Source organism: Acidaminobacter sp. QWL-03, from assembly GCF_058683855.1.
Genome location: NZ_CM178752.1, coordinates 1194564 through 1220815, shown reverse-complemented (window position 1 = coordinate 1220815; position 26252 = coordinate 1194564). Strand labels below are relative to the sequence as shown.

Here is a 26252-nt window from a genome sequence, read left to right as displayed (position 1 = left end):
GGTAATTATGGCAAAATATATGGATATGGAGTTAACTAAATCAGCATATAAATTAATGCATGATATGGTAAAAGTAAAACCAGGAGAAAGCGTCTTAGTTACAATAGATTCAATAAGTGATTTCAGAGTTGCCGAAGAAATTGTAAAAATTTCAGATGCACTTGGAGCAAAGGCAATGTTAGCGTGGCATTCCACACCAAAAGGCTATGGGTCATTAACAATGGAATATCTCCCAGAGCCACTTATTGAATGTGCCGATAAAACTGACGTATGGATTGAGCTTAATGATCAGTGGTTGTTATATTCACCTATTTGGGACAAAGCCGTAACAAATGGTAGAACGAGACAAGTAATGCTAGGCGGTCTTGGTATAGAACGAATTGTTCGAAATATTGGTTTAGTCGATATGAAAGCTCAGAAAGAATTCCAAACTAAGTTGACACAAATGACTAAGGATGCAACTGAAGTAAGAATTACTAATAAGGCAGGAACTGATGTTACATTTAAGAATAATCCTCAAAGACCTATCAATAGTGAAATCGATTATAGCACGCCAGGAGCTCATTTCTTGATTGGTCAGATCGGTTGGGCTCCACTCGAAGAAAGTATCAATGGAAAAATCACCTTTGATGGTGCATTAAGCGGAGGTGGCGATCTAGAGTTAGGTGTTCTAAATGAGACGATCACATATGTCGTGGAAAAGGGGAAAATCGTAGCTTTTGAAGGTGGAAAATTGGCAAAACGTGTAGAAGATTATTTTGCTTCGCTTAATGATCCCAACATGTATATAGCAGCGCATGTATGCTATGGATGTAGCCCAAATGCAAAGCTTGAGGGAGTTACGACAGAAGATGAAAGGGTATGGGGTAGTACTGAGTGGGGTTTTGGGCATCAAGGTCCAAATTATTCAGGTGGTGCACCAAGAGTAGCAAAAAGTCATGTAGACGGGATTTCTTTAGAATGTTCAGTATGGCTTGATGGGAATCAAATTCTTGATAATGGTAAATATATACATGTGGAATTAGTAGATTTAGCAAAAAAACTTGGGAAGTAAAAGTCATGAGAAAATTAAAAGTTGGTGCTGATCCCTTCCCTCCTTATCAATATTATGATGAAAATCAAATATTAAAAGGATCTGATTATTTAAAAATTAATAACATTCTTAAAGAGATGAATATTAATTATGACTATGTTTTAGATGATTGGAATAATATAGAACGAAAATTAATCAATAAGGAAATTGATATTGCTTTTCAGGTACAAAAAACATCCGAGCGTGAAGAGTTATACTTATTTTCAAAATTATTTAGGAATGCCATTACATCTGTAATATCGTCTGGTGCTACTCAATCAAAATCTTCTTTGAAAGAAATAATTAACAGAAAAGATAGAATTGCAGTTGTTGAAGGATACAAATATGGGGATCCAATTGATAACATTCCAAATGAGTTCAAGATATTTTCAAAAGATCAAATTGATCTAGTAGGAAAAGTTAAAAATAAACTAGCACAATTTGGCGTTGTTGATCTTGGAGTTTATGAATATCAATCAATGAATAATGATTTTAGTGGCATAAATATACTACATCAATATGATTTCGAGCGCCCACTCTATGTTGTATTTAATGATGAAAAATTAAGAGATGAATTTAACAAATATCTATAGTTATTATCATGTCAACCTTATAGCCTGCCCGTACGACTTGCCTGGACTTGCCCGTATCTGGAACGATTTTCGGAACGCTGACATTTGATAAATTTGAGAAGTCTGCAATCAACTAATTTCAGCAAAAACATCTTCATTATCTTCACTGGCGATGCCAGGTAGAATCAGTGAAAATTATGAAATGATCTACAATTCAACAAAAACCCATTGTCCATGATAATGGGTTTTATAAGATAGGAGGCTTCCATAATTTAACATGCACTTTCATATATACCCGAACTGTTCCCTAAATGTAAGCGGTCATAAGGCGGCGCCAATGGCGAAATATTGAGGTGTCTCCCGGTACGTGTTTATTACGGCTCGAAAGAGCCACCGTTCCGATGGGTGGTGAGCCACCCATCCGGCGGCAGGGAGCAACCTATCCGATCTCAGAGAGCCAGTTAAGCTTAGAAGTTGATCCCATATATTTCTCGCATTGATTTGTCGTTCTTGGTGCTGTCAATTCTGACCGTATAGGAATCATGGACAATGCGATCAAGTATTGCATCAGCTAATGGTGCCTCAGGCATCCTTGCGTGCCATCCTTCAGGTGTAAATTGAGAGCAAAATATCGTTGATACCCTCTTGTGCCGCGCGTGAATAATTTCAAGCAGATCACGAGATTCCATCTCATTTAAGTTATGCAGCATCCAGTCGTCAATGATCAGGAGTTTAAGTTTCCTTAGTTGTTTTAAATACTTCTGGTAAATGCCTTCTCCTCGTGCAATGGCAAGCTCTAAAAGCAGTTCTGGCATTCGGATGTATCTGACTGTGAAGTGGTGCTTACATGCTTCAATTCTGATCGCACAAGCCAAGTATGACTTCCCAGCCCCTGAGGCACCCATAATAATGACATTGTTATTAGCCTCAATAAATTTACATGTTGCTAACTGCTGTATCATCGATTTGTTCAGATTTCTGCCGTTTGAGTAATTAATGTCGGCAATACTTGCGTGTGACTGATCAAATGTTGCATTACGAATTAATCGATAGACCTTGTTGTTCTTTCTGCTGAGATATTCAGTGTCAACGAGGAGTGAGAGCCTTTCCTCAAAGGTTAGGTTGAGTAATTGAGGATCCGATAATTGCTGAGAAAAGGCGTCTGCCATTGCTGAAAGTCTCATTTCTTTGAGCTTTTGTATTGTAATTTCATTTGTCATCGCTATTTCCCCCCATAGAATCTAGCTCCGCGAGTAAAACTGTGTTCAGGAGCAGTCTGTTTAGTTTGAACTGGTTGATCATCTACCTTATCTTGTCCAGTGGCCAATATCGTCTTCACTGATTTATAACTCGGTGAAGATGTATAGGTTAGCGCACGGGTACAAGCAGCTTCCAACCTTGGAATGGTGTGCTTTTCAGATAGTTTGATCAATCCCATACAGCTTTTGTAAGCCTGTTGTTCAATCTTATGAGATTCCAGGATACATTTGATGACAATGGCAGTGTTGGGACCTATAGTAGCAGCCCATTTTATGAACCTGTTAGCATCCCATTTATTATATTCCTGATGCTTTGCAGGCATGTGTTCTTCAATCGTGTGGTATTGTCCAGGGCGTCCATACAACAATGGATGAGTGGTAAGTCTGTGATTCTTGTAAAAGACCTCTATTACACGACTGGTTATTTTAACATCGACTTCATAACCAATGTACTCACAGGGGACTGAATAGTTCATGCGATTTATGCTAATATGATAGTTGTACTGAACTTTAGCTTTTTTCCATTCGGCTAGTTCATACGGCGCTTTTGGCAGTGGAATCAGCATGTCCTTTTCCTCGAGGTAATAGCTGAATCTGCTGCCATCTTTCTTTTGAAATGGATTATGGTTGAATTTGTTGAGTTTCTCTTTGATGGCTTGGTTTAATTCCCCAAGAGAAAAGAACTTTTCGTTTCTAAGCGCGGCTAAGATCCATGTTGAGACATTCCCAACGACACCTTCTACGCCTGGCTTATCTTTGGGACGCCTAACCCTGGCTGGTAATACAGCAGCGTTGTAGTACTCTGCCATCTCTGCATAAGTTTTGTTGATCACCGGATTATACGTGTCAGGCTTAGTAACGCCTGTTTTTAGATTATCCGGTATAAGGATCCGTGTTGATCCGCCATAGAAGTTGTACATATTGATATGAGCGTTGATCCAACTCACTTTTGACTGATCATAGAAGGCTTCTGCGTAAGCATATAGGCTATACGAGAGGACGCCAACAAACAGGTAGACATCTATTTCCTCACCAGTCTCACGATCATAGATGTATGCTGTTTGCCCCGCCCAATCTACTTCAATCGCTTCAGCTGGTTTTCTGGGGATATGCATCGTTGCACGTTTTCGGCGTGCATACTTCTGGTAGACATTGCAGAACTGAGAATACATCAACGGTAGTTCTTTAGACTGTTTACAGGTTTCGCAATACTCGACCCAAAGCAACCTCAAATTAACAGATGGCTTTTTCATTTCCGAGTGGATGTACTCAACATTAGGAGGACGATGGGTACTTACTGGAGCACTTTCTTTCGGAAAAAGCAGCTCTTCCAGTTCTCCATTTGTATAATCGACTTCCAGTGGCCACCTGATATTTAGTTCATTGGCTCTTAGCAATACTTTGGACACCGTATTCCTTGAGCACTTCAGGCTTGATGCGATGTTTCGTTCGCTGATTCCTTGGCTTTTCAGCCGAAGAATTTCTCTGATGTTCTTCATTAGAACCTCCTTAGAATATTTGGTCACATATTTGTGCCATGACTATTCTATCGGATGGCTCTATCGATCGGAATGGTGGCTCTAAAACATCGGACGAGTGGCTCTCGCTCGTCGGAACGGTGGCTCAAAACGGTCCGGATTATTCAGTACGTGCCCGAACTTGGAACGATTTTTGAAACACTGACGTCAATTAAAATTGAAAAGTCTGCAATCACTTTACTTCAGCAATAACATCTTCATTATCTTCACTGGCGGTACAAGGTAGAATCAGTGAAAATTATGAAATTGATCTACAATTCCTTAACAATTAGGTAGCGATGTAACTAATATGTGCATTTGCATTAAAGTATTTGCCTTATTTTTGGGGTGATAACATCATTTATTATGGCCATTCCGGAAAAAAAGAAGACAAGAGCGACTGGCAGCTACTTAACGACCATCTTAATAGAGAGCACAACTTCAAATGAAGCGGCAATCAGCATACGGGACTCCTCAAAACGCTCGATCATCTTCTCATCAGAGCGGATGTCTTCAATCACGGGCAATCCCTTGGAAGCTTGCAGCTTCTCCTGATAGGTTTTTTAGCATGATGGCCTCATCTTCTTCATTTGTTTAGGACTCAAGTCAATCAAGGATCCTCCGCGTCATCATTTGCAGAAAGGGTAAATACTGAATAATCTTTCATGTCTTATCCTCGTAAGGAGTGAGCCGTTGTGGGAAGAATGATCCTCATGCTTCTTGTGATCTGTGTGATGCTGGGGGCCTGCTCGCCTGCTGTCCCGCCAAAACCATCTGATGCACCGGCCCTGGCAGGGATGCATACCTTGATCCATAATGATGATGAAGGCCTTGCGCTGCTGCCCACAATCCCGAAGCTGTCTGAACGGGGCATCAATGCACTTGTGGTGGAAGTGAACTACAATTTTAATTGGAAGAGCCATCCTGAGCTGGCAGCAGATGACGGCCTCACCCTGCAGACTGCACGGGCAGTTGCAAAGGCGTGCCGCGACAATGGTATCCGTATCATACCGGCTTTCAACTGTCTTGGCCACCAGTCATGGGGAGAACGGACCATGGCCCTGCTGAAGGTTTATCCCCAGTTGGATGAAACACCAGGCCAATACCCGAAAAACAAAGGAATCTACTGCCGCAGCTGGTGCCCCCTGAATCCAGAGGTGAATCCGATCATATTCGATCTTATGGATGAGCTGATCGACGCCTTTCAGGCCGATGCATTCCACGTGGGCATGGATGAGGTGATGATAATAGCTTCTGATTTCTGCCCCCGCTGCAAGGGGAAGGATCCGGCAGAACTTTTCGCTAAAGCTGTCAACGACTATTATGCCCATCTTGTGGACGTGAATAAGGTGGAGATGTTCATGTGGGGTGACAGGCTCATCAATGGCGCTGACCCCGCCACCAGTTACAGTAAATGGGAAGCTTCATTCAACGGTACCTATCCAGCGGTCGACCTGATCCCCAAGGATATCATCATTTGTGATTGGCATTATAAAGAACAGGAAAGCTATGGTTCCATCCCCTATTTCCTCTCGAAAGGCTTTTGCGTATGGCCCGCCAGCTGCAACGAACCGGCCGCAGCCTCCGCACTGATCGATTACTCCCAGAGCTATTGGAGCGATCCTCAAATGCTCGGGCATCTGTTCACCCATTGGGGACTGACTGACAACCAGAGTCTCGCTGAGTGGCCGCCTCTGGTGAAAAACTTCAGAAAGCTGCGCTGAGCTTAGGTATATTTCTGCTTCACATTTCAGACGTATTATTCTTTATCCGCTGCTGGAACGAGGGAGGGTCAAAAGGCTTTATCCCGATGAACCCCACAGAAAAGGACGGCAGTATTATTCGGGGAAGCGGCCTGTTATGACTTGCCCATACCTGGAACGTTTTTCGAATTGCTGACGTTTAACAAATTTGAGAAGTCTGCAATTACTTGATTATGAAAAAAAATTCATTAACTACACTGGCGGTGCCAGGTGGAATCAGTGAAATTAATGAAATTGATCTACAATTCATCAAACACCCATTGTCTTAGATAATGGGTTTAATCCGAAACACAACTTCCAAAATACAACATAATTTACATCATTCTAATTCAACTATTCGATAAATCTGACATTAAGGAACACCTTATTTACAGTTTGGGATTATTCTGATTTCACCATAATGGTTTGCGGAGACTGCGTCTTATTGAAGTATCTCATGATTACACACTAAAGAAAAACAGAATAAACAAAGTTATTATGGTTATAACCATAATAACTTTGTTTATAATACGGATATTTTAGTGTATAATCTCATTATGGAAGAGGTGATTGAAATGATTGAACGAAAATATTACTATGATCAAATCGCATCATTTATGGATAAACCGATGATTAAAATTCTGACCGGAATTCGCCGATCTGGAAAATCGACTTTGATGAAGCTGATACAAAACAAATTGATAGAAAATGGTGTTACTCAAGAACAGATTATTTATATAAATTTTGAAAGTATGAAATATATTGAGTTGAGAACAGCTCAAAAATTCTATGATTATGTTGTAGGGCTTATAAAAAAAGAAACTAGGATGTATCTTTTTTTTGATGAAATTCAAATTGTTAATCGTTGGGAAGAAGCTGTTAATTCTTTTCTCGTAGACTTTGATGCGGATATATATATTACAGGATCAAATTCAAATTTGTTTTCATCGGAATTATCAACGCTCTTAACTGGCAGATATGTTCAGTTTCGATTACAAACATTATCCTACGGTGAAGTGATTGATTTTCATGCAGCGCTTGGAGAGAGTGAAGATAAAAATAGACTTTTATGGCAATTTATTAGACGTGGCGGATTTCCAGCAGTTCATATTGCTGATTACGATGACTCGACTTGTTACAGAATCATCAGCGACATTTACGACTCTGTCGTTTTGCGAGATGTAGTTCAAAGATATAATATAAGAAATGTAGAGCTCCTAAATAGAATTGTGACCTATATAATGGATAATGTGGGGAAGACGTTCTCCGCTAAAAGTATCTCTGACTATTTCAAGACCCAACAGCTCAAAGTTGATTTGAATACTATTTACAATTATATCGACGCATTAGAAAGCTCATTTATTATCAGCAAAGTGAGCCGGTATGATGCTCACAGCAAAGAAATATTAAAAACGCTCGAAAAATTTTATCTTGCTGATCATGGCATTCAGCACGCAATTTTCGGTTACAGGGATCGAAATATTTCAGGAGTGCTTGAAAATATTGTCTACAACGAGCTAATCATGAGAGGCTACCGCGTGTACATTGGGAAACTTCACGACTTAGAAATTGATTTTATTGCGGAAAGACAAAACGAAAAAATTTATGTACAGGTAGCCTATCAGATGAGCAGTGAGAAGACGATCACGAGAGAGTTCACACCACTTCTGATGGTGAAAGATCACTATCCTAAGTATGTAGTGTCAATGGATGAAAATTTCAAAGATAATATTGAAGGTGTTAAGCATGTTTATTTGGGAGATTTTATCTTAGGTCTATGAGAGTGGAGTGCGGAATGGGAACCATCGGAGGAGTCTTGGCTCTTGCTTATTAAAGACGGCTCGTACCAGGAACGATTTTCCGAACGCTGACTTTTAATAAAATTGAGAAGTTTGCAATCGCTTAATGATGGGAAAAAAAAATCTTCATTATCTACACTGGCGGTGCCAGGTGAAATCAAGTGTAATTTTGAAATTGATCTTAAATTCAATCATAGCCCATTGTTCATGATAATGGGTTTTATAAGACATGGGGCTTCCATAATTTCTCATATTTTTCGTCAATAATCAGCTCTTCCCTAAATCAGTCTTTTAATATTGCATTAGATAAAACAGTGATGTAACAAACGAGAGGAGATCATAAAGTGGCGAAGAAGAAAAAGTTCACACATCCCAGAATGCTGGTGGCAGACCCAAATTTTAAGCTTTGTGAAATTGAAGAGGGGCACGAGTATATGCCGAATGGTATTTTTGCTTTCAATATTACCCGGTTGATCGAGCACATTGAAGGACACCCACATGATTTTTTAAAAGTCGAGATCGACGTGGCCACCTATTTTGACCAGCGACCTAATTTTGAGTTGAATGAGGACTATGTTGAGCAGGCGGATCTTGGGCGGCCTCTGATCTTTGCGGAAATCGTGCCTAACCGGCTGGAGATGGGGATGCGTCGAGCTGATGGTGATCTATATGCCCGGGGATACAATTTGCTGGATGGTCATCATAGGCTTGCGAAAGCAAGAAAGCTCGGGATCCAGACGCTGCCGGCCTATGTCCTGCGAATGGAGCAGCATCTGCCGTTTCTTGCGAGAAGCTACGAAACCTATGTAGACTACTGGAACGGGAAGCTGGAGGAGCAGTGGTGAGCGACAGGGGAAACGACTTACTTTGAGATCAGCTTGACAGCATTCAGTGGGGCGTGCGTAATGGGGACCATCGGCAAACACCATGAATTGGATCCGTTAAGCATGCAAGTCATGCAAATCTTACAGTGAATGCAACGGGAATTTTTACAAAAATTTCTGGCACAACGTACGAAAAAGAGGTGGCGTATGGAAAAAACCTTTATAGCTTATTATACAGGTTCAGGCAGCACCAGGTTGGTGGCGCAGGAAATCAGAGACCAACTCATCAAGCGGGGGGTCTCTGTGGAAATGCATAGGTTAACCGATGCGACTAGAGAGGATCTGAGGCGTAAGGCAGAGGCATGTCGTGAGCTTATTCTGATTTATGCTGTACACGCGTTTAACGCGCCTGGTTTGGTCTATGAATGGCTAAGCACGCTGGCGGAACAGCCTGAAATGACTGAGCGGCAGAAAAAGGCTATGATTATCTCCGTCTCAGGGGGCGGCGAGATGCTGAGCAATACCGCATGCCGCGTCACTGCAAAGCGGTGGCTTGTAAAGAAGGGCTATAGCGTTGTGACAGAGGCTATGGCGGTGATGCCAAACAACTGGATGTCTCCAACACCTTTTGAGGTTTCAAAAGCCCTGATTCAAATTTTACCGAAAAAGGTGACTCAGTGGCTTGGGGCTTTTGCTCAAAATCAGCCTTACCCGGTGCTCCCAACGAAAATGGTGGATCGACTGGTGACGAAGCTTGGTAGGCTTGAAGTCAAAGGGGCTGTGCAGTTCGGGAAAAGTATTCAAGTCAGTGAGGCGTGCAATGCATGTGGATGGTGTGAAAGTCATTGTCCGGCGTCCAATATCAGACTGGTGAAAAATCATGGTGCTGAAGCTTCAAGGCCAGAGTTTGGGAAGACCTGTGATTTTTGCCTTGGCTGTATCTATGGATGTCCCCAAAAGGCACTTTCACCAGGAAAATTCAAATTTGGGTGATCCCGACTGGGTATCCGCTGGCGGCATATCAGCAGATCTCTGAAAAGCCGCTGTCAGATGAGGAAATTAAGACATTGCTCAAGGGGCGGTCCTGGAGCGGCGTCAGAAGATATTTGGAAGTGTGAGCCGCTGCCTGCTGAATGTTTATTTTAGTAAAGCGTTATTACGGCGGATGTGACCGTATAAGGAACTTTCTTCAGCACGCTGACTTTAAGTGTTTTAATGAACAGGATCCGCGAGTATTTTCGGATTGAGCCATTTGGGTATATATTGGATGCAGAACATTTTGCTGAGTGGATTGAGATATAGGGTCGGTTAAGTAGGGCGGATCGCAATTTACTCTGGTATGTACAAGGGGCGAGAGTGGATGGTGGCGATCATCTTTTTTATTTCTTAAAAACTTAGGTGGTGAAAAGAGTGACCAATTATCCTCGTACAGAAAAGTATGATAAGCATTTTCTGTCGCAAAATTTTATGGGCCCTAACGCAGTGCTTATGCTCGACGAGATCACTCAGAGTATTGAGCTCACGAAGGACATGCGTGTTTTGGATCTGGGCTGCGGTATGGGATTAACCTCGGTGTTTCTGGCTAAAGAGTATGGCGTGCAAACCTTTGCCGTCGATTTATGGATTAGCGCTTCGGACAATTATAAGCGGTTTCTGCAAATGGGCGTTCAAGACCTGGTGATCCCAATTCATGCTGACGCGACAATTGAGCTGCCTTTTGCAGACGAGTACTTCGATGCGCTGATCAGCGTGGATTCCTATCATTATTATGGAAACAATGATGACTTTTTTGAGAAGCGTTTAAAATCACTGATTAAAAAGGGCGCACCGGTTGCAATTGTCATTCCCGGTACAAAAGAGGAAATGAACGGGATCATACCGGAGGTGTTGAAGCCGTTTTTAGACGACGAGGGCTTTGCCACACTGCACAGCATGACCTGGTGGACGCATATTCTTGAGAAGCATTTAGACGACTTTGTGATCAGGGAAATGGATTGCACCGACGCAGCGTGGCGCGACTGGCTTGCAACGGATAATCCCTATGCCAGGCAGGATGTTGAAATGATGAAAGCAGGGGGCGGCAAGTACCTCAATATGATCTCGATAACTGGAAGAAGAAAATGATTGAAAGTCTTTAAAAATCTATAATTTGCGTGAAAGGCAGTGAACTGTCAAAAGTTGGAGGTGTAGGGGATGGATGTGTTCTTAATTATTGGCTTATCAATGTTGGTTGGATTTGCTTTGATTCTGAAACCGAGGAAGGTATATGCGCATTGTGACACACTGGACGGCCCTGCGGTCAAGGACGGCAGAAACGCACTGGAGACAGGCAATATAAATTATGCGTACAAGTGGATTTTTTCTGAATATGAAGAGGAACTTAAAGGCATTTTTGACTTGAGCCTTAAGGTACGCGTTCTTGGTTCGGACGCACGGGAAGTCGCAGACCGTTGGTTTTTGGAGAATTTCATAAGGCTGCATCGTAGGGGTGAAGGTGCCTCCTATGAAGGTCTTAAACCTTCTGGAACGAGTTTGGATCCTAAAGTGATTGCTGCGGATCTGAGCATTGAACTTGGTAATATGTCGCCTTTGAAGGCTCTGGTCACTGATGATGAGTATCATGTGCTGGAAGAAAAGTTCAGCAAGGTGCTGGCTCTTAAAAACTATGATATTAACGATGTGGAGGCCTCCAGGGCATACGTTCATGCTTACGTGACCTTTTTTAAGCTGGCTGAAGGTGAAGCCCATGAGCATCATGATGCCCATGGTCAAGAACACCATAAAGAACACCATCATGGTCATTAAACAGATATCGTGGATCAAAGATATTTTTAACTTCTACATAGGCTTGCTAAGGTTCATTTAGAGGGTGAGATGGGATGAAAAATGAACTGCAGTTATTCCTCTTGTCACTTTTCATTTCGGTTGTCATGGCTCAACTAACGCGACACTTTGTGTTTTTTGTGACCAAAGTGGTATCCCGTTCCATGCTTCCAACTTTACAAATTAATAAGCGTCTGTTGACTTTACGTGTCTATCATCCAGAACACCTTAACAGGGGGGAGCTTGTAGTTTTTTACTCAACTGAAGTTGGGATGATCATGATTAAGCGTTTGATTGGACTTCCAGGGGACTCAATTCAAATTCGGACGAATGGGGACCTGTTAATTAACGGAAGCAGACAAATTGAACCTTATGTTAAACATTCCGGAGGAAAAGGCGGCTCTTTTCTTGTTCCTAAGGATGAGTATTTTTTTCTGGGAGACAACAGAGCTGAATCTACTGACAGCAGGCATTGGGGGCGTCCTACCATACCGGCAAAGGATATCCAGGGTAAAGTAGTGCACGGTAATTTTAGGTCAAGATGTCGCTTAAATAGGAGGACAGTAATTCGCTAATAGTGAAATAACTATGAAGAAGGTCTTCAAAAAAACAAATTCCAATTTTCATGGATGGCGCCAATGCCATCTTAGAAAATTGGAATTTTTGAAAAGTAACAGTTGTTGGATCAGCTTTTCTCTAAATGCCCAGCAGCTTACAAGCCCATTGCGCCATCTCCCGGATTCGCTCATCCTGATCCTGACAGCGTGACTGGATGAATGGATGGTATTTGATCTCTTTGCTGTTGGCTATGGCCCTGATGGCATTACAGCGCCAGAGCCAAAATTTATCTTCATGGATATACCAGAATTTTGGCTTCACAACTTCCGCAAGGGTTTGGTCATCCATGGTCAGCAATGCTTCCAGGGTCAAATATGACTTCAGTGTTTCCAGTTCGGGGAAAAACGCCTCCTCGTGCCACTGGTGTCTATTTTTAGGACAAGCTGTCTGACAGAGGTCACAGCCATACATCCAAGTGCCCATTTTCTTCCTCAGATCCTCTGAAGGCAGCGTGTCTGAAAAGAATGTCAGCTGCGCAATGCACTTCCCGCGGTCCATGGTATAACTGTCAGACAGTGCTTTGGTCGGGCAGGCATCCACACATCTGCTGCAGTGTTCCGGGCAATTTACCTTAACCTCATGGGATTCGCTGTTTGATTCCAATGCTGCATCTATAATAAACGTGTCAATCCATACCCATGAACCTCTTGAGGTATAAAGAAAATTGTTCTTGCCGAAATGCCCCAGCCCTGCCATAACAGCTGCCCATCGTGCTGCCACCGCATTTTTCAGTGTTCTTAATCCCAGCGTATTCAAGTAGCTTTCAAAGTCGTGGTCCTTTTGGTATTCCTGCGAGCAGGTCAGTCGGCCGTCAAACAGATAAACTCTTCCAAACTGCTGGTCCAAAGTTTCGGGGATTTTATATTTGCTGTAATGCCGGATCAGGACAATGATGGACTTGCCCCATGGCGCCTTTTCAAGTGGCTGAGCCATACTATACAAAGGCTCATAAAGGTTGGCGGAAGCAGGAAATTTATCGACGCGCTGATTCAGACCTTGAAGATGCCGCTCAAAGGTTTTAGCCTCTATGACCCCGCATAAATCATAGCCCAAGTTATAGGCTTTATTTTTAATTTCATTCAGGAGCGGATCTATCATTTTTTCGCCTCCACACATGCAACCGACTTTTACTTTTTAATGAATTTCCAGAGTGGGATTGGTGCCACTGCAACACGGCTCAAGACGCGCCTGTAGAACTTGATACAAGGTGAAACATAATGACCATCGGCAAATATAAACTTTATTTTGGTACTTGGCGGACTACGACGAATCCCAACCACTCTCTCTGTTCCCTTATTCTATGACATAATTTGCGAGGTGACAATGATGAAACAAAAGGAATTCCAAGTCCAAGCCTATCAAGGCAACGACAAATTACTCCTGGGGTTATTCCTGGCAGTGATCACGTTTGGGTTATTCGCTCAAACCATCTTATGCATTGCGACGACCATTCGCACGGATTTGGGCATTGATGTCAATGCGAGCAATATTGCGGTCAGTGCTGCGGCTTTGTTTTCCGGAATTTTCATTGTGGTCATTGGGGGGCTGGGGGACAAGTTTGGGCGTCTCAAAATGACAAAAATAGGGTTGCTGCTCAGCATCCTTGGGTCGCTGATCATTTCGGTGTCGCCAAAAGAAACAGCGACGTTTCTTATTATAGGCCGCATTATACAGGGCTTTTCGACCGCCTGCATTCTGCCCAACGCGCTGGCGGTGATCAAGGCTTACTATGAGGGCGCCGCCCGACAAAGAGCGGTCAGCATCTATTCCATAGGGTCTTGGGGGGGTGCGGCGTTAAGCTCGCTGTTTGGGGGTCTGCTGGCTTCAACCCTTGGCTGGCGCTGGATTTACTGGCTTTCAATTGTAGTGGCCATAGGCAGTTTGGTCTTGATTTCGGGCGTGCCTGAAAGCAAGAATCCAGCCAGCGGCGAAAAAAGGCGGTTTGATCTGGCTGGTATGATCACCTTCATGATTGGTATGCTGTCCATCAATCTGGTCATCAGCCAGGGGGGCAGACTGGGGTGGCTGAGTCCGCTGACTTTAAGCCTGACGGCAGCAGCGGTGATCACCTTCGTGATCTTTTTCAAGATTGAAAAACACGCAGAGAACCGCTTCATAAACTTCGACCTGTTCCGCAACAACATCTATAAGGGCGCGGCGCTCTCCAATTTCTTGGTGAACGGCGCGGCGGGCACCCTGGTCGTGGCGCTGTCCCTGGTGCAGCTTGGTGCGGGTATGACCGCTTTGCAGGCGGGCTATTTGACCATAGGTTATCCGGTGGCCATTTTGATTGCCATTAAAGTAGGGGAGAAATTCCTTCAAAGATTTGGTGCCAGGCGGCCGATGGTCTTGGGTTGCACCATTGCCTGTATCGGTATTCTGCTGACCTCCCTTACCTTTATCATGACGAGCCAGTACATAGTGGTCAGCACCATTGGTTTTGCGTTCTTTGGATTTGGTTTGGGTTTATACGCGACACCGTCCGCGGATGCTGCACTGTCTTCCATTGCCGTCGAAGAAGCAGGTTCGGCTTCCGGCATCTACAGAATGGCGTCTGCGCTGGGCTCGGCGTTTGGGATCTCCATTTCCGCCGCCATCTTCACCGGACTGAGCATGCAGCAGATCACTTTTGTGGAAGGCTTTTTCATGGGGCGTACGGATAATATCTCGATCCGGTATGCCGCAATCATTGCGCTGCTTTTCAATCTGTTCATGGTGATGGCAGCGATTATTTCCATAGTGTCGACGCTTCCGGCAGTGCCGTCGGCGCTGGCAGGGAAGCGTGAAATGAAGGGTTAGGTAAGTGGTGAGGTAATATGAGGCAGCGTAACAATTGGCGGCATCAAGATCGATATATTTGTGCACAGATAGTCGGGTGGTCTTAACCATTCTCTGATACTATGGGTGATGAAAGGAGGGAGGTTCGATGGATTCCTTAAGCCGAATGAATGAAGCCATGGCCTACATTGAAGCGCATTTGGACGAGGAAATGGACTATGGCAAAATCGCGCAGATTGCCTGCTGCTCGGAGTATCATTTCAAACGCATGTTTTCGTTTTTGTCAGGGATCAGCTTGTCTGAGTATATTCGGCGGCGAAAACTGACCCTGGCTGCGCTTGATCTTAAGGATCGAGAGTTGAGAATACTGGATGTAGCTGTCAAATATGGCTACACTTCAGCGGATGCGTTTTCGCGGGCTTTTCAGTCGCTCCATGGCATTCTTCCTTCTGAAGCAAGGCAGGAGGGCAAGCTTTTGAAAGCTTATCCACGAATGACCTTTCAATTATCCATTCAAGGAGGATGCGAGATGAAGTATCGTATTGTTGAGAAAGAATCGTTTAAGATTGTAGGATTTAAGAAGAGAGTGACAATGGTTTTCAGCGGCATCAACCCTGAAATTGCCAAGATGACCGGGCTGTTGACACCGGAGGTGATCTTGCGCTTAAAATCGATTTCAAACGCAGAACCCCGCGGCATCATCAGTGCTTCCGCCAATTTTACTGAAGGCAGAATGGAAGAAAAGGGCGAGCTCGATCACTACATTGGGGTTGCGACAGTGGGTTATGAGCCGGCGGAATTTGATGAATTGGAGGTTGCAGCAGGTACTTGGGCGGTGTTTGAATCCGTTGGGCCATTCCCGGAAACACTGCAGACTATTTGGGGCAGGATCTACTCGGAATGGCTGCCCTCCTCGGGATATGAGGTGGTGGAAGGCCCGGAAATGTTGTGGAACGAAAGTCCGGATACGAGTAATCCGGCGTACAGAAGTGAGATTTGGATTCCGGTTAGGAAAATGAAATGGTAGGAGGGTGGTGATTCTCGCTTCACCCATAAAAATGAGATTTCCACCACCATAGGGGCGTAGCTTTTTCCAAAAAAATCTCTAGTCTGAGAGGTTAAGCCATGGAATCGCTGAACAAAGATATTCTGGAATATAAGCTCCAACTCAGCAAAGGCCAGATTCAGAAAGCTTACAAGGGCATCATGACATTTATGTCTGAACTTAGAAGCTATTTAGAAAACCGTTATCCTGATTTTTCGGCCAGTGGTCTGTATGCTGGCTATATGGACATGACTTATTTCGCTATGACCCCAGCGGATCTGAAAGTAAAAAAGCTCAAGATTGCCATAGTCTATTTGCATAAAGTAGGGAATTTCGAAGTCTGGCTGGCGGGGAATAATAGAAAAATCCAGGCGGAGTACATTGATTATTTGAGTGGCAAGAATATTGGAAACTATAAGCTATCCAAAGTACTTCCTGGAGTGGACTCGATTATAGAAACGATTTTGGTGGAGCATCCTGACTTTGATCATTCTGAGGATCTTATAGTACAGATTGAAAGGAAAATGATTAACTTTATTGAGGATTTATCAACAATCATAGGAGATTGAAAGCGCTTTGAAATCAGTAATTCCTGATGTGAATTCGTCATTATTGTCATATTGAATATTACTTTACAAAGGAACGTAAAAGTCGCTAAAGTCTTACCTTGAGGGAGGTATCCCTGTGGATCACGCTATTCTGATCAATCGCCTCAAATCCAAACCGGACTTGAATCAAATTGTATCTGAAGCCATTGAAAATCCATCAATGTTAATCTCCTTTATTGAGATCGTTCAAACAGAATCGTCCAGCGTTAAATTTGCCTGCACAAAAGTTATGCGTTTGATAAGTGAGCAAAGACCGGAGCTGGTTTACCCTTACTTTGATGAGATTGTGAAATGGCTCTATAATAAAAACAGTTTTATCAAATGGGATGGCATCCTGATCATTTCGAATCTAGTGGCAGTAGACTCTGAAAATAGGTTTGAAGAGGTCTATGAGAACTATTTTGCACTGGTTCACGATTCACAGATGATTACTGCAGCCAATGTGGTGGGCAATGCGTGGAAGATTGTGATTGCTAAACCTGAACTGGAAAACGACATCACCAGGAGACTGCTTGAGGTTCCTCAAGTTGTCTATGTGAATAAAGGTAAGCCTTCACCAGAATGCAACTGCATTGTGTGTGGTCAGGTGCTGGAATGCTTTGAACACTTTTTTGAGAATTCAAAGAATCAGGCGTTGATGATTAAGTTTGCGGAAGATCAGCTTGGCAACCAACGAAAAACGGTCGCTAAAAAGGCAGAAAAATTTTTGAGACGACATGGAGTGACCATAAAAATGGTATAATTTGAGCTTCAGCTTACCCAGGACGTTTGATCAAATGATCGCGTACATCCGTGACTTCAGTCATGGGTAGTTCAACAGGCGTCATAAAAATGATGATACTTTCCTATTGTGGTATGATGGGAGAAAGTGGGGTAGAGTGACCATCGGCAGAAAGGCTTTAAGCTTTGAGCAGGTGGGCAATATGAAGGCTTGAGTTGGAAGCGCAAGGGATGGGAGGCACAGGCATGAGCGAGTCAAGAGGCAAGTTTGGAACGATCGACAACGAGACGGCGGCGGATCAGCTCAAGAAAAAGGAGAAAGTCGCTCAGGACTATCTCGATAATCCTGAAAAGTTGAGGAAATTGATCGAAGAAGGCGCGAAAAAAGCGAATTCGATCAAAGGTCCCTATGATGAGCTCGCCAATATGCTGAAAGTACTGTTTTCCTTGACGAAGGACTGGATCAACGGCAGTTACAGGGTTGTGCCCGTAGGATCCATTATAGTGATTGTGGCAGCGCTGATCTATTTCCTGTCGCCTGTCGACCTAATCCCGGATATTTTGCCGATTGTGGGGTTATCAGACGATGTTGTCGTCGTCGCGCTGGCGTACAAGCAGGTCAAGTCGGATATTGAAAAGTATAAAGTGTGGAAAGGAATGGAGTAGGTGGTGATGTGGCGCTGGTGTTTGGTCCTCAAGAATGCGAGATAAAAACCTTTTTACTTCAACTGAGCATCTGAAAAAACAGATGCTTTTTTCATGCAACTATTAGCTCAAACACCTACACTTAATCTACTTGCAGTTAGTTATTCCTCCTGCATCCAACCAACAAAAAATTCTATAATCAAAATTTTTCTATCAGAATCTTCAATTTGAACAAACCCCAAAAACGACCTAATATTAGTTGTAATCGCCTTTTTATACCTACATAAAAAGAGATCTCAACTAAATCAATCAGGGGGAAACGTAATCCATGAGTAAAAAGCTTTTAATTGCGGTTCTAAGTATTTCCATGATGGCCATTGCATTGGTCGGCTGCAGCAGCAAACCGGCAGAAAACAGCACCCCAGAACCAACACCAGCAGCGGAGAGCACCGCAGTCGCCACAGCAGAAGAGGTCGCCGCGGCGATTAAAGATGGCACGGCCATTGTGGTCGATGCACGCTCAAATGATGCCTACGCGGGCTGGGCGGCCGGCGGCAACACTATGGGCGGACATATTGCAGGTGCCACTGATTTTTCAGCGAACTGGCTGACTGCCACTTTTGATGACCAGAACAATCTCGACGGTATGACCAGAGAAGCGCACCTTGAGAAGTATCTTGCAGATAAAAACATCACAGCGGATTCTTCTGTCATTGTCTACGACGAAAACGAAACGGACGCAGCCGCTGTGGCAGACTATTTTGCTTCAAAAGGCATTGCGAACATCAAAACCTTCAACCTGTCCGACTGGAAAGAAGAGCTCGTATCCTATGCAAACTACCAGCTTTACATTCCGCCAGCAGCTGTCAATGACCTGATTCAGGGCAAAGAAGTCCCTGAAGTGGGCACCGTCAAGGATCTCAAGATATTGGAGATCAGCTGGGGAACAATTGAAGAGTCGGGCTATCTGACAGGCCATGTCCCAGGTGCTCTGCACGTCAACAGTGACGACTTTGATGATGAAAACAACGTTTACATGCTCGAATCGGATGAAGTGTTGTTTAATCTCGCTAAATCTCTTGGCATCACCACAGAGAGCACGGTAATTGCTACCGGAAATCCTATCTTCTCAACGCGTATGGCGATCATCCTCGAGTACCTTGGCGTCGATAACGTCTACGTTATGAGCGGCGGCACGACGGGCTGGACGGATGCCGGATTTGAACTGGAAACTACTGAAAACAAACCTGTTGCAGTGGCGGATTTTGGCGCATCCACTCCCAAAAATCCAGACTTGATCGACACGGTCGCAGAGGTCCAAGCGAAACGCTCAGACGCGAATTTTGTCCTTGTGGATAACCGTACCGAAGAAGAATACCGTGGCGAGACCTCCGGATATAGCTACTTTGATATGGCCGGACGCATTGAAGGCGCAGTATACGGCTTTGCCGGCGTTGGAAACTCCAGCTCCATGCTGTATTATGAAAACCTCGACAGCACCATGAGAAATGCCTACGAAATTGAGGCCATGTGGCAGGGCGCAGGCATCGACACCTCCAAGCACTTGTCCTTCTATTGCGGCGGCGGTTATCGCGCGGCGGAGGTTCTGTGGCACGCCAAGGTCATGGGCTTAGAAAACATATCCCTATTCGCCGATGGTTGGTGTGGCTGGGCCCTCGCCGGACTGGACTATGTTACGGGCGAATAAAATCGTTAGAATCATTCTCACCGCCCTTCAACTGATGTGTATTGCCGGTGCATATATTTTGGATGACTTGAGCCGAAAAAAAGTCGGTGTCAACCATCATGTAGTATACAGAAAAAAACAATATATGGAAACTGCGTTGAAACCGGAACATATGATGGTTTACGGGATCATTCTGGGAATTCTTCTGGCAGGGGTAGCCGTTTATTTGATTAGACATCGCCGGCGAGATTACTTGATGGCGCTCCTACCACTGATCCTGCTCACCTTCGTTATTGGTTTGCTGCTGGTTCTGCCAGCTGCGATTGCCATGCCAGCCTATGTCTACATTTTGTTTCTTGCGGTTGTGGTCTGGGGCTTGGAAGTCATTAAGGCGTATATCAAGCTACGTCAAGTCAGGGCGCAATAATTCATTACCAACTTCAGTCCCTTCAGATCCTTGTTCTATTTGGTACAGCAGAAAAACGTGCCGGATGCTGTCGTATTTGGGGTATAAATTAACATGACAGATGAACAGATATTGCCCAATCCGCCTGATATCGTTGTAAAAGATTGGGGGAACTTATATGGGAGACTGGTTTGTTATATTGTATTGGACTGGACCAATTGGAGTTGGATTTTTCCTGATGAGCCTTGGTGTTCTTTTCTGGGGGATTGGTCAGGCAGCGAAGTATGATGCATTTAAGAAAAAAAAGGAAAATGTTTCCCGCTGAAACCGAATGAAATTACTGATTTAATGGGTATCAGGTTTGGATACATTATCTGCCAGAAGTAAAAACCGCCGCGAAATATAACGGCGGTTTTTTTAGTGGTGCGCCCGGCATAATATAAATTGAAAATTTTGTATTGATGAGTTTCACATGTAATGGTCAAAATCACTTTATCGGACAAACCCCGCCGACACAGTCTGAATCATTGGATATGGCTTTGACGCGGTACTTGTCATTTACAACTTCCAGTACCACACCAACGTGTGGATTCCCTTCAATCTCTCGTACGTCAATTCGCTTGCCGTCGTTGGTGAAAGCGTAGGGGTAATGAATAAAATTAATTTTCATGACGGTTCATCTCCTTTAAGGGCAACTGTTTTGGAATGTTGTGATCACCATCTGAAATTCTGCTGCGGTGAGATCCCGTCTCATATTGCCAAGTATGTAGGCCATTTCTTCTCCGTGGGCACTGTTTTCAAAGGCTGAGCGAAGCTTATCCAAATAAAGCTGTTGAATGGGTGTCATGTTGTACCTCCTCGAAAACAGTCATGAAGTGAATTAACAGATAAAGAACACGCGTTCTGTTTTTATCTTACCACTTTTAATCGATTTTGAAAACCAAAATCTTTATATCAAAAAATGAACGTTCTCATGGTATTCGCAGTGCGGCTGTCGCTAATATAGAAAGTTTAATAACGGGATAAAAAGTGCAGCGACTTCCAAATTTTGATATAATTATCGAAAGTGTTTGAATGACCATCGGCAGAAAGTCCTCTGCTTAACCTCAGCAATCCGTTGGCTGCATCCGTAGCCCGGATAAAATTGACAAACCGAAGGGAGGGCATCATGGCAGAACAAATCACAGGCATCCGAAGCTTCGGGACTTTCATCTTGTCCTTATTATTTTTGGTCAACCTATTTTTACAATCCGCAGTGATCGATCAGCTGTGTTATATCCTGATGATCGCAGTCATAGTGCTCTGCCTGCCGGTCGTCAAGGGTGTGTCCAGAGTGATTGGCTATGCTTCCTTGGGCCTCAGCGTACTGATGCTGCTGATCTACCGCGCGCCGTTCAGTGTCTGGCGGCAGGCGTTTATGGGAAATCTGTACCTGGTGGCGCTGTTTACCATGGTGCCTATATTGAGCATTCCCATCCGGCGCGGGGGTTATTATTCGGCGCTGCAGAATTTTTTTCGGAGCCATGTCCATTCGACCAGTCGGTATTATGTGCTGGTGAGTTTTATCTCAGCCTTTGTCGGGGTGCTGGTGAATTTGGCGGTCGTGCCCCTTGTCTATCAGATCGTTCAGGCCAGTGAATTCAGCCGGAATAAAAGGCTGATGAGCTCAGCGATCAGCAGGGGGTTCACGACCTGCATGATCTGGGCACCTACGACGGCCGCGGTCGCCATGGTGCTTCAATTGTCGGGGGCTTCCTGGGGACGTTTTTTTCCGCTGGGCATTCTCTGCGGGGTGATTTGCGGTATAATTGGTTATGTCATGACCATGGTTCAGGAACGCGGGTCCGGGGTGTTGGGACAGGGCGGCGACGAAGAGTTTGAGCCGCATTCAGAGCACAGCTTGGTGGATGAACCTTCGATCCTCATTTCAGAAGCTGATGCCCAAAATCCTCCCAGCCACAACGCTAAGCTTCATAAGATTGTGGAACTGGCTGCCTTCAGCGTCATTCTGATGGTGTCCATTGCCGTGATCTCGGTAGTGACGGGCATCCAAACCGTCATTATTGTGTCCATGGCGGCGCTGATCTTTCCCTTCCTATGGATGGGGATCATTGGCCGGTTGTCGATCTTAAGCAACGAACTCAAGACCTTCTACTTCAGAGACCGGCTGACTAAGCTCAGCAGCGAGATCGTACTGTTTGTTGGTGCCGGGATGTTCGCTGAAAGTATTTCTTACTCCAACCTTGGACATTATATTCCTATGGTCCTTTCAAAGCTGGTTGGGGGGAGCGCTTTTTTGCTGTCGGTCGTCGTGATTTTTGGCAGCGTTCTGTTGTCAGCTTTGGGTGTTCACCCAATTATTCACATTACGATTATTGGCTCAAGCCTTCAAGCGTCAGCGTTTGGCGTGACGCCTACGTACATTGCCCTTCTGCTGGGGGTCAGCTGGTCCATGGGGATCACGCTGGCGCCGACCTCTCCGACGGTGATCACCTTGTCCGGGCTGGCATCGCGTTCTCCGGTGCAGGTTGGCCTGAGGTGGAATGGATTGTACGTGCTGATATCGTCTTGTGTTCTGATTCTTTTCCTTACCGGTCTGAGAATGGCAGGGTGGCTGTAGTTTAGATGCGGCGAGGTGTGGAGAAGGGTGACCATCGGCAGAATAAAGTCCTTGGTTGGGATTATTAGAGAGTGAAACTCGGTGTCTGACACCGAGTTTATTAGATATGAAGCGGGACCGAGGATGAATCGAGTTGAACTAAAGAAAAAGCTGGACTCTGTGATGAGCCAGCTTCTGAGTGAAAAGAAAATGATTACGCCGCTGGAGGTTTTGCTGGGCGCGGGGATCCTGTCGCCCAAGGATGTGGAAGACTGGCGGTTTGGGCGCGTGCCTTATCTTGAAAAGGTGTGCAGGATCAATTTGACTGCTTTGTCCTTTATCATGAAAGAGATTAAAAACTATGCCGATGGTGCCGGGCTGAAACCCTCTCCTACGGGGTATGTTCGGTGGGGGACGAGAGGGAAGAAGATGCCTCTGCGGTTCAGCAAGAGTGGGGATGCTAAACTTGAGGCGGCCTACGCGACGCATTATGTTGCGCGGGTGCAGCGGACTGCGAACGGGGAATGAGTGAGGAGAAGAGGGGTGAAGGGGATGCTGGCTTTGAGGGGACATCATTTGGTGTGCCGGCTGGGATTTCGGGGGCTGGGCTACAGCGACGCGTTTGTCCAGCAAATGACGGAGATTGTCCATTTGCTGAGGACTTATCCTGAAATGAAGCTGAGGGTCATTGACGGGCCGGATGTCCTATGTGATGCTTGCCCCCATCTCGTCGACGGGCAGTGCCATACTGCAGGTAATAGCCATTCGGAAATCAGGATTCAGGCTATGGATCGCGCGGTGATTCAAATTCTGGACCTTCAGGTGGGGCATCTTTATTCGGTCCAAATCATCAATGAACGGATGAAAGCGCGCTTTGACAAGGCGTCCTTTGATTTGGTCTGTGCCGATTGTCGCTGGAGAGCCCTGGGGTTTTGTGAGGCGGGGCTTGAGGGATTGTGATGGATGAAGGTGTCAGACACCCACTTCATTTACAAAATGACTGCAGGCGGTATCAACAGTTTTAGTTGTTGATACCGCCTGCAATCATTTTTTGTCTCTCAATCTACCGTATACTGACAGATTCCTCACTGAGACTTTTGGTCTTGTGAATCATATTTATAAAATAAGTCACCCCGACCAGCAGAAACGCCCCACCCGCGTACAATGCAATCAACCATTTCAATGTAGACTGCTCCGGGAAAATCAACGCGACTGTAAAATAGCAGAAGGCATAGTTGTTGAAGAGGGTATGGGATAGTCTCCAAGCACTATGAGTAAAAAGATGGCCAGGAACACTAAGGTATAGATGCTCGCCTGCAAACCAAGCCATGTTGCCAACAGCTCGACACCGTGAAAGAGGCCCTGGGCGACCAAAAGTCCCACAGTCGCGCCGCTGAAGATGCTTTTAATTTTCTCCTGCTTGGCCCCACCTTCGAAGAAAAAGAGCAGCAACAAGGATGCCGGCCACAGGTCGTGGATCCCTAAAGTACTGAGCGCGAACAACAAGACGCATATAAGCGACGCGACCACGATGCCCAGCTTTATGGTTGTTCCTTTGAGTTTTCCTGCTGACATGGATGTGCCTCCCAGTCTGAAATGTTATTTGTTGTGTTTTAACCACGCCATTGCGACGTGGGCATAGAGTGCAGCACCCACATGAAGCGCCTCTTCATCGAACATCACCTTTGGGTGATGCATTGGAAACGTGTAATTTTCTTCTGGTGATCCGGCAGCTAGAGAAACCATGATAGATGGCACTTCCATACTTACATGGGCAAAGTCTTCCGAACCGGACATTTTGGTAAATCCAATCGCCGCTGGATCGATGAGTCGTTCCTTATCAACCAAATCAGACGCGTAGGTATAGACTTGATCACGCAGTTTTTGGTCCACGACGACACTTGGACAGCCTCTTTCAAAGACGACATTGGCTGAAGCCCTGTAGGTGTTCGAGACGCCGGAGGCAATTTCCTCAATACGTTGTTTGACATAGCTTCTGGTTTCTTCGCCAAAGGTTCTTGCGGTACCGGCAAGATAGGCCATATCAGGAATGACATTGGAAGTCGATCCGCCGTGCATTTGTCCAATGGTCAATGCGACGTTGTCGCCTGGCGCCACTTCTCTGGACAGGATTTCCTGAAGTCCAATGTGGATATGGGAGATGACATTCAGAGGATCCACCGTTGTATTGGGCATAGCGCCATGACCGCCTTTGCCCTGAACGCTGATCTTAAACCAGTCTGCGGCCGCAGAGAGGACGCCGCCTTGTGGGACCATAACGGATCCGCTCGGAAGTGGCATGCCGGACATGACGTGGATCATCATGGCGGCATCGACAGATGGGTTTTTAAGTACGCCGGCTTCGATCATGGATTTTGCACCGTGAAGCGTTTCCTCGGCAGGCTGAAACATCAATTTGACCTGTCCGTCAAGCTCGTCCTCGTGTTCCTTGAGGAGTCGAGCTGCACCCAGCAGCATGGCGGTGTGCATGTCGTGACCACAGGCGTGCATATGACCGGTTTTGGATTTGAAGTGCAGTGTGTTTTCTTCGACCATCGGCAGAGCATCCATATCTGCTCTGAGCAAGAACGTCTTGCCCGTTCGTTTTCCAGCGAGGGCAACAATGCCTGACTGACAAATTTCTTCAGGGTCATAGCCCATGGCTTTCAACTCGGACATGACATATTGAGTCGTGATGGGCAGTTCATTGTGAATTTCTGCATTTTCGTGGAGAAATCGTCTGTGTCGAACAAGGGTATCTTTATGAGATAAAGCTTTTGATATCATTTTGTGCTTCATGGTGTCCTCCTCGAGTGCTTATACGCTTATTTGCTCATTTCCTCAGCGCTTCTTTGAATGGCACTGCGTTTGACTTTATACAGGACAAAGCTCCAGCCGACTGCAATGACAAGGAAGACCGGCATCAGAAACGCCTGGTAGCGCGCCACCATAGGATAACCTATGGCTAAGGTCACCGCTGCGGCAGCAAGACATGGCAAAGAGGCTGTGCGTAAATCCTTGATGAAAACTGGTGTCGCGAGAGCGCCAAGAAGCGCAGGCATCAGATTTGAGAAAGCAGGTGCCAGGATTGGGGACTGAAGCAGGGGCAGAAATTGTCCTACGAAAAGCATCCCAATAAAAATGATCAAAGTTGTCATAATGGAAGATGCCGCAATTGAAATCATGGAAATGACCTCAGATTCCTTCGAGCCGGTCGCGTAGCCGGCAATTTTTATGCCGCTGAGGGCCGCAGGCAGCTTCAGATTGCCTATGTTGCCGGTTATGAATGAAAGATATTGTCCGCCAGCGCCAAGAATTGGGGCATAGGAGAAGAATTCAATCGCGCCTATGATCCCGAAAAGGCTGAAGGCGCCAACGAAAGCTGTAATGGTTTTATCCGACTCGACTTCAATGCCAAAGACCATGGTCATGACAATGGGAACGCTGATCAGTGCGATAAGCATGACGGCTGTCGAGATTTTACCAAGCCTGTGCAAAGAAGTTTCGTAATTTCTATTTGACTGATTCATTGGTTGTC

General features: G+C 45.1%; 28 protein-coding genes. 20 read left to right on the top strand and 8 right to left on the bottom strand.

The features are described from left to right. Positions 1 to 7: 7 nt before the first annotated feature. Together AC4PHM_RS05550 and AC4PHM_RS05545 are read left to right on the top strand one after the other, a co-directional pair. On the top strand, positions 8 to 1054 hold the full coding sequence (locus AC4PHM_RS05550; RefSeq protein WP_492019919.1) for a 2,5-dihydroxypyridine 5,6-dioxygenase NicX family protein: 1047 nt from the start codon (positions 8 to 10) through the stop codon (positions 1052 to 1054). Between the two features lie 5 nt (positions 1055 to 1059). Then, entirely contained in the window at positions 1060 to 1665 is a 606-nt protein-coding gene (locus AC4PHM_RS05545) for a substrate-binding periplasmic protein (protein WP_492019918.1), read from the top strand. Positions 1666 to 2111: 446 nt separating this feature from the next. Here the strand turns inward: AC4PHM_RS05545 and istB are convergent, their stop codons facing one another. Then, on the bottom strand, positions 2112 to 2864 hold the full coding sequence (gene istB, locus AC4PHM_RS05540; protein WP_492019917.1) for an IS21-like element helper ATPase IstB: 753 nt from the start codon (positions 2862 to 2864) through the stop codon (positions 2112 to 2114). A gap of 2 nt (positions 2865 to 2866) precedes the next feature. Further along, positions 2867 to 4402 (bottom strand): IS21 family transposase, encoded by a 1536-nt coding sequence (gene istA, locus AC4PHM_RS05535; protein WP_492019916.1) that lies wholly within the window; start codon positions 4400 to 4402, stop codon positions 2867 to 2869. A 722-nt stretch (positions 4403 to 5124) separates the two neighbouring features. On the opposite strand from istA, the gene AC4PHM_RS05530 reads away from it, so the two are divergent. The 7 genes from AC4PHM_RS05530 to lepB all read left to right on the top strand — a co-directional run bounded on the left by AC4PHM_RS05530 (position 5125) and on the right by lepB (position 12183). After that, a complete protein-coding gene (locus AC4PHM_RS05530) occupies positions 5125 to 6144 on the top strand; it encodes a family 20 glycosylhydrolase (protein WP_492020466.1) in 1020 nt (339 codons plus the stop codon). A gap of 593 nt (positions 6145 to 6737) precedes the next feature. Then, the gene (locus AC4PHM_RS05525) at positions 6738 to 7943 is read left to right on the top strand and encodes an ATP-binding protein (RefSeq protein ID WP_492019915.1); all 1206 of its coding nucleotides are present in this window, start codon (positions 6738 to 6740) and stop codon (positions 7941 to 7943) included. 362 nt (positions 7944 to 8305) lie between these two features. Further along, positions 8306 to 8806, top strand: a complete 501-nt coding sequence (locus tag AC4PHM_RS05520) for a ParB N-terminal domain-containing protein (RefSeq protein WP_492019914.1) — start codon at positions 8306 to 8308, stop codon at positions 8804 to 8806. Between the two features lie 186 nt (positions 8807 to 8992). Further along, positions 8993 to 9778, top strand: a complete 786-nt coding sequence (locus tag AC4PHM_RS05515) for an EFR1 family ferrodoxin (protein ID WP_492019913.1) — start codon at positions 8993 to 8995, stop codon at positions 9776 to 9778. A 417-nt stretch (positions 9779 to 10195) separates the two neighbouring features. Continuing rightward, positions 10196 to 10909 carry an SAM-dependent methyltransferase gene (locus AC4PHM_RS05510; protein WP_492019912.1) on the top strand — a complete coding sequence of 238 codons (714 nt, stop codon included), beginning with the start codon at positions 10196 to 10198 and terminating at the stop codon, positions 10907 to 10909. Between the two features lie 69 nt (positions 10910 to 10978). After that, the gene (locus AC4PHM_RS05505; protein WP_492019911.1) at positions 10979 to 11590 is read left to right on the top strand and encodes a DUF6448 family protein; all 612 of its coding nucleotides are present in this window, start codon (positions 10979 to 10981) and stop codon (positions 11588 to 11590) included. 74 nt (positions 11591 to 11664) lie between these two features. Further along, the gene (gene lepB, locus AC4PHM_RS05500) at positions 11665 to 12183 is read left to right on the top strand and encodes a signal peptidase I (protein ID WP_492019910.1); all 519 of its coding nucleotides are present in this window, start codon (positions 11665 to 11667) and stop codon (positions 12181 to 12183) included. A 121-nt stretch (positions 12184 to 12304) separates the two neighbouring features. Here lepB and AC4PHM_RS05495 read toward each other — a convergent pair whose 3' ends face one another. Further along, a complete protein-coding gene (locus AC4PHM_RS05495; RefSeq protein WP_492019909.1) occupies positions 12305 to 13324 on the bottom strand; it encodes an epoxyqueuosine reductase in 1020 nt (339 codons plus the stop codon). A gap of 225 nt (positions 13325 to 13549) precedes the next feature. Here AC4PHM_RS05495 and AC4PHM_RS05490 point away from each other — a divergent pair, with 225 nt between their 5' ends. The 8 genes from AC4PHM_RS05490 (at position 13550) to AC4PHM_RS05455 (ending at position 20440) form a co-directional block, all read left to right on the top strand. Beyond that, positions 13550 to 15025, top strand: a complete 1476-nt coding sequence (locus tag AC4PHM_RS05490; protein WP_492019907.1) for an MFS transporter — start codon at positions 13550 to 13552, stop codon at positions 15023 to 15025. Between the two features lie 127 nt (positions 15026 to 15152). Next, the gene (locus AC4PHM_RS05485; RefSeq protein WP_492019905.1) at positions 15153 to 16031 is read left to right on the top strand and encodes an AraC family transcriptional regulator; all 879 of its coding nucleotides are present in this window, start codon (positions 15153 to 15155) and stop codon (positions 16029 to 16031) included. Between the two features lie 98 nt (positions 16032 to 16129). Continuing rightward, positions 16130 to 16618, top strand: a complete 489-nt coding sequence (locus AC4PHM_RS05480) for a DUF7000 family protein (RefSeq protein ID WP_291405824.1) — start codon at positions 16130 to 16132, stop codon at positions 16616 to 16618. 115 nt (positions 16619 to 16733) lie between these two features. Next, complete coding sequence (locus AC4PHM_RS05475) at positions 16734 to 17399, top strand: hypothetical protein (RefSeq protein WP_291405822.1); 666 nt, start codon at positions 16734 to 16736, stop codon at positions 17397 to 17399. 224 nt (positions 17400 to 17623) lie between these two features. After that, complete coding sequence (locus AC4PHM_RS05470; protein WP_492019903.1) at positions 17624 to 18043, top strand: YkvA family protein; 420 nt, start codon at positions 17624 to 17626, stop codon at positions 18041 to 18043. A 307-nt stretch (positions 18044 to 18350) separates the two neighbouring features. Then, on the top strand, positions 18351 to 19730 hold the full coding sequence (locus AC4PHM_RS05465; RefSeq protein ID WP_492019901.1) for a sulfurtransferase: 1380 nt from the start codon (positions 18351 to 18353) through the stop codon (positions 19728 to 19730). After that, positions 19714 to 20136, top strand: coding sequence for a hypothetical protein (locus tag AC4PHM_RS05460; protein WP_492019899.1), 423 nt, complete (start codon positions 19714 to 19716; stop codon positions 20134 to 20136). Before AC4PHM_RS05465 ends, AC4PHM_RS05460 begins: the two co-directional genes overlap by 17 nt. Before the next feature lie 157 nt (positions 20137 to 20293). Beyond that, on the top strand, positions 20294 to 20440 hold the full coding sequence (locus AC4PHM_RS05455) for a hypothetical protein (RefSeq protein ID WP_291405815.1): 147 nt from the start codon (positions 20294 to 20296) through the stop codon (positions 20438 to 20440). 162 nt (positions 20441 to 20602) lie between these two features. On the opposite strand, the gene AC4PHM_RS05450 is transcribed toward AC4PHM_RS05455, so the two are convergent. Both AC4PHM_RS05450 and AC4PHM_RS05445 read right to left on the bottom strand, forming a co-directional pair. After that, the gene (locus AC4PHM_RS05450; RefSeq protein WP_492019898.1) at positions 20603 to 20785 is read right to left on the bottom strand and encodes a hypothetical protein; all 183 of its coding nucleotides are present in this window, start codon (positions 20783 to 20785) and stop codon (positions 20603 to 20605) included. 15 nt (positions 20786 to 20800) lie between these two features. Next, positions 20801 to 20962, bottom strand: a complete 162-nt coding sequence (locus tag AC4PHM_RS05445; protein WP_492019897.1) for a hypothetical protein — start codon at positions 20960 to 20962, stop codon at positions 20801 to 20803. Positions 20963 to 21283: 321 nt separating this feature from the next. Between AC4PHM_RS05445 and AC4PHM_RS05440 the strand changes: the two genes are divergently transcribed. From AC4PHM_RS05440 to AC4PHM_RS05430, 3 genes are all read left to right on the top strand, one after another. Next, positions 21284 to 22735 (top strand): hypothetical protein, encoded by a 1452-nt coding sequence (locus tag AC4PHM_RS05440; RefSeq protein ID WP_492019896.1) that lies wholly within the window; start codon positions 21284 to 21286, stop codon positions 22733 to 22735. Between the two features lie 123 nt (positions 22736 to 22858). Then, a complete protein-coding gene (locus AC4PHM_RS05435) occupies positions 22859 to 23242 on the top strand; it encodes a hypothetical protein (protein WP_492019895.1) in 384 nt (127 codons plus the stop codon). A gap of 24 nt (positions 23243 to 23266) precedes the next feature. Next, positions 23267 to 23674, top strand: a complete 408-nt coding sequence (locus AC4PHM_RS05430; protein ID WP_492019894.1) for a DUF1284 domain-containing protein — start codon at positions 23267 to 23269, stop codon at positions 23672 to 23674. Between the two features lie 243 nt (positions 23675 to 23917). On the opposite strand, the gene AC4PHM_RS05425 is transcribed toward AC4PHM_RS05430, so the two are convergent. The 3 genes from AC4PHM_RS05425 to AC4PHM_RS05415 are packed head-to-tail and all read right to left on the bottom strand — an operon-like array spanning position 23918 to position 26244. Next, the gene (locus AC4PHM_RS05425; RefSeq protein ID WP_492019893.1) at positions 23918 to 24289 is read right to left on the bottom strand and encodes a hypothetical protein; all 372 of its coding nucleotides are present in this window, start codon (positions 24287 to 24289) and stop codon (positions 23918 to 23920) included. A 24-nt stretch (positions 24290 to 24313) separates the two neighbouring features. After that, the gene (locus AC4PHM_RS05420; protein ID WP_492019892.1) at positions 24314 to 25513 is read right to left on the bottom strand and encodes a M20 metallopeptidase family protein; all 1200 of its coding nucleotides are present in this window, start codon (positions 25511 to 25513) and stop codon (positions 24314 to 24316) included. Positions 25514 to 25539: 26 nt separating this feature from the next. Further along, positions 25540 to 26244, bottom strand: a complete 705-nt coding sequence (locus tag AC4PHM_RS05415) for a hypothetical protein (protein ID WP_492019891.1) — start codon at positions 26242 to 26244, stop codon at positions 25540 to 25542. Between the last annotated feature and the right edge of the window lie 8 nt (positions 26245 to 26252).

Coding starts and splice junctions, on each gene's coding strand:
- AC4PHM_RS05550 (WP_492019919.1), top strand. CDS start 8: ATGGCAAAATATATGGATATGGAGTTAACTAAATCAGCATATAAATTA.
- AC4PHM_RS05545 (WP_492019918.1), top strand. CDS start 1,060: ATGAGAAAATTAAAAGTTGGTGCTGATCCCTTCCCTCCTTATCAATAT.
- istB (WP_492019917.1), bottom strand. CDS start 2,864: ATGACAAATGAAATTACAATACAAAAGCTCAAAGAAATGAGACTTTCA.
- istA (WP_492019916.1), bottom strand. CDS start 4,402: ATGAAGAACATCAGAGAAATTCTTCGGCTGAAAAGCCAAGGAATCAGC.
- AC4PHM_RS05530 (WP_492020466.1), top strand. CDS start 5,125: ATGATCCTCATGCTTCTTGTGATCTGTGTGATGCTGGGGGCCTGCTCG.
- AC4PHM_RS05525 (WP_492019915.1), top strand. CDS start 6,738: ATGATTGAACGAAAATATTACTATGATCAAATCGCATCATTTATGGAT.
- AC4PHM_RS05515 (WP_492019913.1), top strand. CDS start 8,993: ATGGAAAAAACCTTTATAGCTTATTATACAGGTTCAGGCAGCACCAGG.
- AC4PHM_RS05505 (WP_492019911.1), top strand. CDS start 10,979: ATGGATGTGTTCTTAATTATTGGCTTATCAATGTTGGTTGGATTTGCT.
- lepB (WP_492019910.1), top strand. CDS start 11,665: ATGAAAAATGAACTGCAGTTATTCCTCTTGTCACTTTTCATTTCGGTT.
- AC4PHM_RS05495 (WP_492019909.1), bottom strand. CDS start 13,324: ATGATAGATCCGCTCCTGAATGAAATTAAAAATAAAGCCTATAACTTG.
- AC4PHM_RS05490 (WP_492019907.1), top strand. CDS start 13,550: ATGATGAAACAAAAGGAATTCCAAGTCCAAGCCTATCAAGGCAACGAC.
- AC4PHM_RS05485 (WP_492019905.1), top strand. CDS start 15,153: ATGGATTCCTTAAGCCGAATGAATGAAGCCATGGCCTACATTGAAGCG.
- AC4PHM_RS05480 (WP_291405824.1), top strand. CDS start 16,130: ATGGAATCGCTGAACAAAGATATTCTGGAATATAAGCTCCAACTCAGC.
- AC4PHM_RS05470 (WP_492019903.1), top strand. CDS start 17,624: ATGAGCGAGTCAAGAGGCAAGTTTGGAACGATCGACAACGAGACGGCG.
- AC4PHM_RS05465 (WP_492019901.1), top strand. CDS start 18,351: ATGAGTAAAAAGCTTTTAATTGCGGTTCTAAGTATTTCCATGATGGCC.
- AC4PHM_RS05460 (WP_492019899.1), top strand. CDS start 19,714: ATGTTACGGGCGAATAAAATCGTTAGAATCATTCTCACCGCCCTTCAA.
- AC4PHM_RS05455 (WP_291405815.1), top strand. CDS start 20,294: ATGGGAGACTGGTTTGTTATATTGTATTGGACTGGACCAATTGGAGTT.
- AC4PHM_RS05450 (WP_492019898.1), bottom strand. CDS start 20,785: ATGAAAATTAATTTTATTCATTACCCCTACGCTTTCACCAACGACGGC.
- AC4PHM_RS05445 (WP_492019897.1), bottom strand. CDS start 20,962: ATGACACCCATTCAACAGCTTTATTTGGATAAGCTTCGCTCAGCCTTT.
- AC4PHM_RS05440 (WP_492019896.1), top strand. CDS start 21,284: ATGGCAGAACAAATCACAGGCATCCGAAGCTTCGGGACTTTCATCTTG.
- AC4PHM_RS05435 (WP_492019895.1), top strand. CDS start 22,859: ATGAATCGAGTTGAACTAAAGAAAAAGCTGGACTCTGTGATGAGCCAG.
- AC4PHM_RS05430 (WP_492019894.1), top strand. CDS start 23,267: ATGCTGGCTTTGAGGGGACATCATTTGGTGTGCCGGCTGGGATTTCGG.
- AC4PHM_RS05425 (WP_492019893.1), bottom strand. CDS start 24,289: ATGTCAGCAGGAAAACTCAAAGGAACAACCATAAAGCTGGGCATCGTG.
- AC4PHM_RS05420 (WP_492019892.1), bottom strand. CDS start 25,513: ATGAAGCACAAAATGATATCAAAAGCTTTATCTCATAAAGATACCCTT.
- AC4PHM_RS05415 (WP_492019891.1), bottom strand. CDS start 26,244: ATGAATCAGTCAAATAGAAATTACGAAACTTCTTTGCACAGGCTTGGT.